This window comes from Intrasporangium sp., assembly GCF_035280925.1.
Classification (GTDB): domain Bacteria; phylum Actinomycetota; class Actinomycetes; order Actinomycetales; family Dermatophilaceae; genus Intrasporangium.
On sequence record NZ_DATEEY010000155.1, the window covers coordinates 43,022 to 51,039 of the forward strand.

The following is an 8,018-nucleotide window of genomic DNA, read 5'->3' on the forward strand; positions in this document are numbered from 1 at the left end:
GGGGGAGAGTTTGCCACGCCTGTCCCGGAAAGCGCCCCCGGGCCGGGCCTCCCCGGAGGACATCCGGGGCCGGAGTGGCGGTTAGGCTCTGACACGTGGATGGCGAGGTCGTGTCGGAGCGGCGCCCGGGCGAGGTGTCGGGCCGCCTGCTCACGCTCCCCAACGTGCTCTCCATCATGCGGCTGGTCGGCGTGCCGCTCTTCCTCTGGGCCATCGTGGCCGAGGAGGACGGCTGGGCGCTGCTGATCCTCATGCTGAGCGGGATCACCGACTACGCCGACGGCAAGATCGCACGTACGTTCCACATGGAGTCGCGGTTCGGCCAGCTGCTTGACCCGATCGCCGACCGCCTCTACATCCTGACCACCCTGGTCGGGCTGGCGTGGCGCGACATCATTCCGATCTGGCTCGTCGCCGTGCTCATCCTGCGCGAGGTGACGATGGCGGGGATGCTGCTGCACCTTCGGATGCGCGGGCAGATCGGCCTTCCGGTGCACTTCGTCGGCAAGGCCGCCACCTTCAACCTGCTCTACGCGTTCCCGCTCCTGCTGCTCGCCAACCGGACGGACTGGATCGGCGACCTTGCCCGGCCCATCGGCTGGGGCTTTGCCTGGTGGGGCATTGCCCTGTACTGGCTCGCCGCGATCCTTTACGCCTTGCAGGCGAGGTTCGTGCTCGCGCGGGCACGGCTGGAGGCGGGATGACGACCGGGCCGCCGGGGCAGCGCCGCCCCGATGAGTCGATGACGCTGCTGAACTCCATGCTCGAGAGGCCGCTGGACGGCGGCTACCAGGAAGCCGCCGACCGCCGGGCCGCGGCCGGCCTGCCACCTGCCACGCCCACACGCACCGCGGCGGTGATCATCATGATGGTGCTCACCGGCTTCCTCTTCGCCGTCGGAGCCCAAGCGCTGCGGCCCCGCCCGACCGCCGCGGCCTCCGTCAAGTCGGAGCTCGTCTCGCGGATCGAAAGCCTCCAGGCCGAGGGCCAGCAGCAGGAGTCGCAGATCACCGCGCTCCGCAAGGAGGTCGGGGACCTGGATGCGCTGCAACTGCGTCAGGCAGGTGCCGCAGACCTGACCGACACCATCCGCGACCTGGAGATCGCGGCCGGCGTCGTTGCGATGAGCGGGCCCGGCCTCACCGTGACCATGGACGACGCGCCGTCAGCCGGGGGAGATCCCAACCCGGGCGACCGGCCGAGCAGCGGATTCGACTCCGGACGCGTCACCTCGAGCGACCTGCAGATCGTGGTCAACGGCCTGTGGGGAGTCGGCGCGGAGGCGATTGCGATCAACGGCCATCGGCTCACCTCCACTGCTGCGATCCGCTTCGCCGGTCAGGCGATCATCGTCAACTTCCGCCCGATCACGCCCCCCTACGTCATCACCGTGCTCGGAGACGCGGCGCGCATGCAGCAGCTCTTCGAGCCGTCGTTCGCTGGCGCCTACCTCGCTCAGCTCGGCGACCAGTTCGGGATCACCTCGGACCTGGCCGCCAGCGATCGGCTGACCGTGCCGGGCGACTCCATGACCCGACTGACCGCAGCCCGGCCGATGCAGGGTACTGCGACGGCCCCAGATTCGGCGACCACGGGCGCCGTGCGTGAATCGAGCGAATCCACGACGAGTCCGAGTACCGTCACCTCCGAAACGAACGAACCGGACCAGTCCTTCGGAACCACCCGGTGACCGCACGCGACGACACACAGAGGAGCACTTCGTGATTCCAGCCCTCGGACTCCTGGTCGGGCTGACGATCGGCCTGTTGCTCGACCCAGCCGTGCCCGTGTGGCTTCAGCCGTACCTCCCGATCGCCGTCATCGCGGCTCTGGACGCGGTCTTCGGGGCCGTGCGTGCTGTTCTGGACGGCATCTTCAACGACAAGGTCTTCGTGGTCTCGTTCCTCTCCAACGTCGTCGTCGCGGCGTTCATCGTCTTCCTCGGTGACCAGCTCGGAGTCGGCGCGCAGCTGTCCACCGGGGTCGTGGTCGTACTCGGCGTGCGCATCTTCTCCAACGTCGCCTCGATCCGCCGCCACCTCTTCAAGGCCTGACATGGCGCGCCGGAAGGGAGGCAAGTCCCAGCGCTCCAGGAAGCCGAAGACAGCGCCCCGCAGTGGGGTCGCGCAGGGCGTCGAGCAGGGCGTCGAGCACGAGACCGCCAAATTCGACGCGACTGCTGTGGCAGCCGAGACTGACGCGCGGCAGGCCACCGAGACTACCTCCGAGGCGACCTCCGAGGCGACCTCCGAGATGACCTCCGAGACCCCAGCCGAGGCACCGGCTGAAACCGCACTCGCGCCGGAAGGTGTGGGCTCAACCCAGGACCAGCTGCACTCCAGGGTGGAGGGCCCTGCGGCCCAAGTCGAGCCCGAGGGAACCGTTACGCAGACGGTGGATGTGGGGGAGTCAGCCACTGACGAACCCGAACTCGAGGAACCCGAACCAGAAGAATCCGAACCAGAGGAACCCCAGCCGGAGGAGGCCGCGCCCGAGCCGGAGGAGGCCGCCACCCCGGTGGATGCCTCGGCGGGCGCGGAGGTGGATCCGACCGTGCCGCCCGGCGCCCCTGCCGTCGACCCGGACAGCACTGTCGTCGGGTCGTCAACCGAGCCACACCGCCCGGTGGCGCAGGTGATGCAAGCCAGCCCAGCGGCATACGGCCCTGAAGCAGTGACGCCCGCTGACAGCGCGGTGGACGGCGATGGCGGTGTCCCATCTGGACACGTGGAGGGCAAGGCGGCGTGGCGACGCCTCTTTCGCATGGGCCGGCCCCGCACGACCAAGGCCAACGTCCTCGGTGCCCTGCTCGCCGTCGCACTGGGCGTGGGGATCGCCACCCAGGTCCAGCTGACCAACGAGCGCGGTCTCAGCGAGCTCAGCCAGTCGGATCTGATCCGTCTCCTCGACGACATCTCGGCCCGCTCCAACCGGCTGGACGAGCAGGTACGCGAGCTGGAGGAGAGGAAGGAGGCCCTGCTCAGCGGCACCGACAGCAGCGGCGAGGCCCTCGAGCTGGCCCAGCAGCGCGCCGACACGCTGGGCATCCTGGCGGGGACCCTGCCCGCGCAGGGACCGGGTATCACCGTGTCGATCAGCGACCCCGATCGCCAGGTGAGCGGTCCGGTGATCCTCGACCTCATCCAGGAACTGCGGGACGCCGGTGCCGAGTCGATCGACGTCGGGGGAGTGCGCGTCGTCGCGTCCTCGTTCGTGGGCGACGCTGCCGGCGACCTGTCCGTCGACGGCAGGTCGATCAACCGGCCTGTCCTCGTCAAGGCGATCGGCGATCCCAACACGTTGGCGTCCGCCATGACGATCCCGGGCGGCATCGTCGAGACGATCCGACAGAAGGGGGGCAGTGCCTCCGTGAACGAGTCGAGGTCCCTCGCGATCACCTCCACCCACACTCCGAAACCGCTGACCCACGCCGAGCCCAGCCAGTGAAGCCGCAGGACGCCCCAGCAGGGCGAGTCGCGAGGCAGTTGGGGACTGGCGCCCCGGCGCGGCTCGGCCGCCGGTAGATTCGACCCGACCGTTGGCGCAGCTGCCTCCCTGGGTCGCTGTAGATCTCGAGCACCCCATCCGACGCCGTTCTGACAGGAGCGAACATGAGTGACCTCGACTATCCCTCCGACCTGCGCTACACGAGCGACCACGAATGGATCCGTGAAGGTGACGAGGACAATGTCGTCCGCGTCGGCATCACCTCGTTCGCACAGGACGCCCTGGGTGACGTCGTCTACGTGTCGCTTCCGGCCGTCGGCGACTCGGTCGCCGCGGGTGACGCCTGCGGTGAGGTCGAGTCCACGAAGTCCGTGAGTGACATCTACGCGCCCCTCGCCGGCGAGGTGACGGCCGTCAACGATGCACTCGACACCACCCCCGAGCTGGTCAACTCCGATCCGTATGGTGAGGGCTGGATGTTCGAGCTGCGCATCGAGGACCGCTCCGCACTCGATGGCCTGCTCGACTCGGCCGGCTACGTGGCCACGCTCACCTGACGCGACCCAGAGCCCCGTTTCAACGCCCGTGGGCGCGTCACCGGGGCTTGCGGTTGAACTAGAGTGGAGAAACCCCGAGACACACGGCGTTCCAGGAGGACCGATGTCGAGCGACCAGCCCGACCAGGAGGACTTCACGGTCGAACCCCGCACGATGCGGTTCCAGGGCGTGCCCGCCGCAGGCGCCGAGTACGTGGAGACGCACGACATCCGTGGCCTCAGCGCTGAGGACCAGGCGACGATCGAGGCGCTGCGACCGGGCACCGCCTTGCTCATCGTGTTGCGGGGACCCAACACCGGAGCACGGTTCCTCCTCGACGACCTCGAGGTGTCGGCGGGGCGTCACCCTGACTCCGACATCTTCCTCGATGACGTCACGGTCTCCAGGAAGCACGCCCTCTTCATCGGCAGCGACCAGGGCTACAGCGTCCGCGACGCCGGATCCCTGAACGGCACCTACGTCAACCGCGAGCGGATCGAGGAGGCCCACCTCCAGACCGGGGACGAGGTCCAGATCGGCAAGTTCCGGCTTGTCTACTACGCGGCCTGACGCAGCGCCTCGATGAGTGCGGGTCAGCCTGACGGGCCCGGGACGCGCGGCGGCCTGACCATCGGCCAGGTGCTGGGGCAGCTGCGTGACGAGTTCCCCGACGTCACGTCGTCCAAGGTGCGCTTCCTCGAGGCCCAGGGCCTCGTCACACCCGAGCGGACCCCAGCCGGCTACCGCTTGTTCAGCGCCGAGGACGTCGAGCGCCTCCGCTATGTCCTGACCACGCAACGCGACCGCTTCTGGCCGCTCAAGGTCATTCGAGAGGCCCTCGACGCCCTCGATCGCGGACTGCCCGATCCCAGTGAGGATTCCGTGACGCCACATCGGTCGCCGACCTTGCCGGCCCCTCCGACCTTGCCGACCTCACCGGCCTCGCCACGCTCGTCGGATCCCGCGCTCCTGCGCCGCGACACCCTCGTTCCGCGTGGGCGCGTGCGACTCACCGGCCCGGAGCTGCGCGAGGCCAGCGGCATCGACAAGCCGCTCTTCTCCGCGCTCGAGAGCTTTGGCCTGCTCCGTGCCGACGCCACGGGCCACTTCGTCGGGGAGGCCGTCGACGTCGCCGTGGCCGCGAAGCAGCTCGCCGAACACGGCCTCGAGCCACGTCATCTGCGCCCCTTTCGGGCCGCCGCGGACCGTGAGATCGGGCTCGTCGACCAGGTCCTGGCCAGCCGGCGCGGCAACGGATCCCGCGAGGACCTGGCCGCCGAGATCCTCTCGGCCTGCGTCGCTCTGCACACCGCGCTGGTGCGAACCGGCCTGGCGCGCTGAGCCAGCTGGCCCGGCGCACAGCTTCCCCGCTCCACGCGGGGTACGGTGGAGGCGTGCGAGAGGTCGATGTCCTGGGTGTCCGTGTGGAGATGCCGACGAACCAGCCAATCGTGCTCCTCCGGGAGCGGGACGGCGGCCGCTACCTGCCCATCTGGATCGGCGCGCCCGAGGCCGCCGCGATCACGTACGCGCAGCAGGGGGTGGTCCCCCCGCGGCCGCTGACCCATGACCTCATGCGCGACATCCTCGCCGCGCTCGGGCACGAGCTGACCGAGGTGCGGATCGTGGCGCTGCGCGACTCGGTCTTCCATGCCGCCCTCGTCATCGATGGCAAGACCGAGATCAGCTCGCGTGCATCGGACGCCATCGCCCTCGCGCTGCGCACCGGCTCGAAGGTGCTGGTCGAGCCGAGCATCCTCGACGAGGCCGCCATCGTGGTCTCCTCCGACGAGGACGACGAGGTCGAGCGGTTCAAGGAGTTCCTCGACCATGTTTCTGCCGAGGACTTCGAGCAGCCCGGAGAGCCGGGCCCGCCCAAGGACGCCTGAGCGGGACCGGGCACCAGGTCCGACAGCGGGTCCGACACGGTCCCGGTCCAGGCCCCGGTGATTGACGGTCCTTCCCGCGGGATCTACCGTCGAAGTGAACGACGTGACTGTAGTTACCCCGGTGTCGTCCACTCGACGCCCATAACCTTCCGACGAGGAGGACCTCCCATGGCCGCCATCGAGGACGCTGCACCCGGCGGCGGTCGTCTCCCGGTTCCCTCGCAGGGGATGCTGTTCACCGACGACCTTCCGGAGCTGGCCGACGATGTCGGCTACCGCGGGCCCACCGCCTGTCGTGCAGCCGGGATCACGTACCGACAGCTCGACTACTGGGCCCGCACCGGACTCGTCGAGCCATCGGTGCGAAGCGCAACCGGCTCGGGCACCCAGCGGCTCTACGGCTTCCGTGACATCCTCGTGCTCAAGGTGGTCAAGCGCCTGCTCGACACCGGTGTCTCCCTCCAGCAGATCCGAGTCGCCATCGACCATCTGCGTGAGCGTGGCGTGGACGACCTGGCGCAGATCACCTTGATGAGCGACGGGGCCTCGGTCTACGAGTGCACGTCCGCGGATGAGGTCATCGATCTCGTGCAGGGCGGTCAGGGAGTCTTCGGCATCGCGGTCGGCCGCGTGTGGCGCGAGGTGGAGGGCGAGCTGGCCCAGCTGCCGAGCGAGCGCGCTGACGACGAGCAGTCGGCCGCTCACCCTGACGACGAGCTGACAGCGCGCCGCCAGGCGCGCCGCATGGCCTGAGGGGCGAGTGTCCAACGCTGCGGCTGGTAGATTTGAGCCCGCCGCGCGACCCACATGGGAGAGTTCTCGGCCGACGTGAGGCGGGTGACGCCCCCCGTCGACGAGGCGCCGAAGGGGCAACCTCCCCGGAACCTCTCAGGCACCCGAACCATGTGGCGAGGCACTCTGGAGGACGTTTCGGCACAGCCGCCGGACACCGACAGTCGGGGCGTGTGTTCGTCCGCTCATCCGTGAGGAGCCCCGATGTCGTCCCAGTCCCAAGCCACGCTGACGCCCACCCTCGCCGACTTCGTGGGCCGGCACGTCGGTCCCGACGCCAACGACGTCGAGGAGATGCTGCGCGTCGTGGGGCAGCCAAGCCTCGACGCCATGTGCGACCGGGCCATCCCCGGGGCGATCAGGTCAACCGACGCGCTGAGCATCGAGGCCGCCGAGAGCGAGTCAGCCGTCATCGAGGAGCTGCGAGGCCACGCGTCACGCAACCGCGTCCTCACCTCGCTCATCGGCCTCGGCTACTACGGCACCATCACGCCACCGGTCGTGCGCCGCAACGTGTTCGAGAACCCGGCCTGGTACACGGCCTACACGCCGTACCAGCCGGAGATCTCCCAGGGTCGGCTCGAGGCGCTGCTCAACTTCCAGACCGCCGTCAGCGACCTGACGGGCCTCGACATCGCCGGGTCATCGCTGCTCGACGAGGCCACCGCGGCCGCCGAGGCGATGTCGCTCATGCACCGGGCGAGCCGCGCCACGGAGGGCGTCGTGCTCGTCGACCGCTCCCTGTTCCCGCAGACCATCGCCGTGATGCGGACGCGGGCCTCGGCCATCGGCCTCCCCCTCGTCGTCACCGACCTCAGCAGCGTCCGCGCTGCCGAGGATCTCGCTGCGGCCGCTGACGGCGCCCAGGTCGTCGGCGTGGTCGTGCAGTATCCCGACGCGACCGGCGAGGTGAGGGACTGGCGTGCCCTCGCCGAAGCCGCCCATTCGACGGGCGCCCTCGTCACCGCATGCGCCGACCTGCTCGCCCTCACCCTCTTCGCCCCTCCCGGTGAGTGGGGTGCCGACATCGCCGCCGGGAGCGCCCAGCGCCTCGGCGTGCCCATGGGCTTCGGCGGACCGCACGCGGGCTACATGTCGGTCCACAAGGGCCTCGAGCGGCAGCTGCCCGGCCGACTCGTCGGCGTGTCCGTCGACTCCCACGGCAAGCCCGCCCACCGCCTCGCGCTCCAGACCCGCGAGCAGCACATCCGCCGGGAGAAGGCGACCAGCAATATCTGCACGAACCAGGGGTTGATGGCGACCGCCGCCACGGCTTACATGTCCACGGTTGGACCAGAGGGATTCCGGGAGGTGGCGACCGCGTGCCACAACAACGCGCATTACCTTGCCTCG

At 69.5% G+C, this 8,018-nt stretch carries 10 protein-coding genes and 1 riboswitch; all 10 genes read left to right on the forward strand.

What is annotated here, in order from left to right; all coding sequences use genetic code 11:
* The first annotated feature begins 95 nt into the window (after nucleotides 1-95).
* On the forward strand, nucleotides 96-704 hold the full coding sequence (locus VJN29_RS14435; protein ID WP_324144327.1) for a CDP-alcohol phosphatidyltransferase family protein: 609 nt from the start codon (nucleotides 96-98) through the stop codon (nucleotides 702-704).
* The gene (locus tag VJN29_RS14440) at nucleotides 701-1,690 is read left to right on the forward strand and encodes a DUF881 domain-containing protein (RefSeq protein WP_324144328.1); all 990 of its coding nucleotides are present in this window, start codon (nucleotides 701-703) and stop codon (nucleotides 1,688-1,690) included. Before VJN29_RS14435 ends, VJN29_RS14440 begins: the two co-directional genes overlap by 4 nt.
* 31 nt (nucleotides 1,691-1,721) lie before the next feature.
* Nucleotides 1,722-2,054: a small basic family protein gene (locus VJN29_RS14445; RefSeq protein ID WP_324144329.1), complete on the forward strand. Its 333-nt coding sequence runs from the start codon at nucleotides 1,722-1,724 to the stop codon at nucleotides 2,052-2,054.
* Between the two features lie 463 nt (nucleotides 2,055-2,517).
* Nucleotides 2,518-3,447, forward strand: a complete 930-nt coding sequence (locus VJN29_RS14450) for a DUF881 domain-containing protein (protein ID WP_324144330.1) — start codon at nucleotides 2,518-2,520, stop codon at nucleotides 3,445-3,447.
* A 164-nt stretch (nucleotides 3,448-3,611) separates the two neighbouring features.
* Entirely contained in the window at nucleotides 3,612-4,004 is a 393-nt protein-coding gene (gcvH, locus tag VJN29_RS14455; RefSeq protein WP_324144331.1) for a glycine cleavage system protein GcvH, read from the forward strand.
* A gap of 103 nt (nucleotides 4,005-4,107) precedes the next feature.
* Complete coding sequence (locus VJN29_RS14460) at nucleotides 4,108-4,554, forward strand: FHA domain-containing protein (RefSeq protein ID WP_324144332.1); 447 nt, start codon at nucleotides 4,108-4,110, stop codon at nucleotides 4,552-4,554.
* A gap of 12 nt (nucleotides 4,555-4,566) precedes the next feature.
* A complete protein-coding gene (locus VJN29_RS14465; RefSeq protein WP_324144333.1) occupies nucleotides 4,567-5,325 on the forward strand; it encodes a MerR family transcriptional regulator in 759 nt (252 codons plus the stop codon).
* A gap of 53 nt (nucleotides 5,326-5,378) precedes the next feature.
* Nucleotides 5,379-5,873: a bifunctional nuclease family protein gene (locus tag VJN29_RS14470; RefSeq protein WP_324144334.1), complete on the forward strand. Its 495-nt coding sequence runs from the start codon at nucleotides 5,379-5,381 to the stop codon at nucleotides 5,871-5,873.
* A gap of 168 nt (nucleotides 5,874-6,041) precedes the next feature.
* Complete coding sequence (locus VJN29_RS14475; protein WP_324144335.1) at nucleotides 6,042-6,626, forward strand: MerR family transcriptional regulator; 585 nt, start codon at nucleotides 6,042-6,044, stop codon at nucleotides 6,624-6,626.
* A gap of 45 nt (nucleotides 6,627-6,671) precedes the next feature.
* Nucleotides 6,672-6,787: riboswitch (glycine riboswitch) on the forward strand.
* A gap of 82 nt (nucleotides 6,788-6,869) precedes the next feature.
* On the forward strand, nucleotides 6,870-8,018 hold a 1,149-nt coding region (gene gcvPA, locus VJN29_RS14480), incomplete at its 3' end, for an aminomethyl-transferring glycine dehydrogenase subunit GcvPA (protein WP_324144336.1).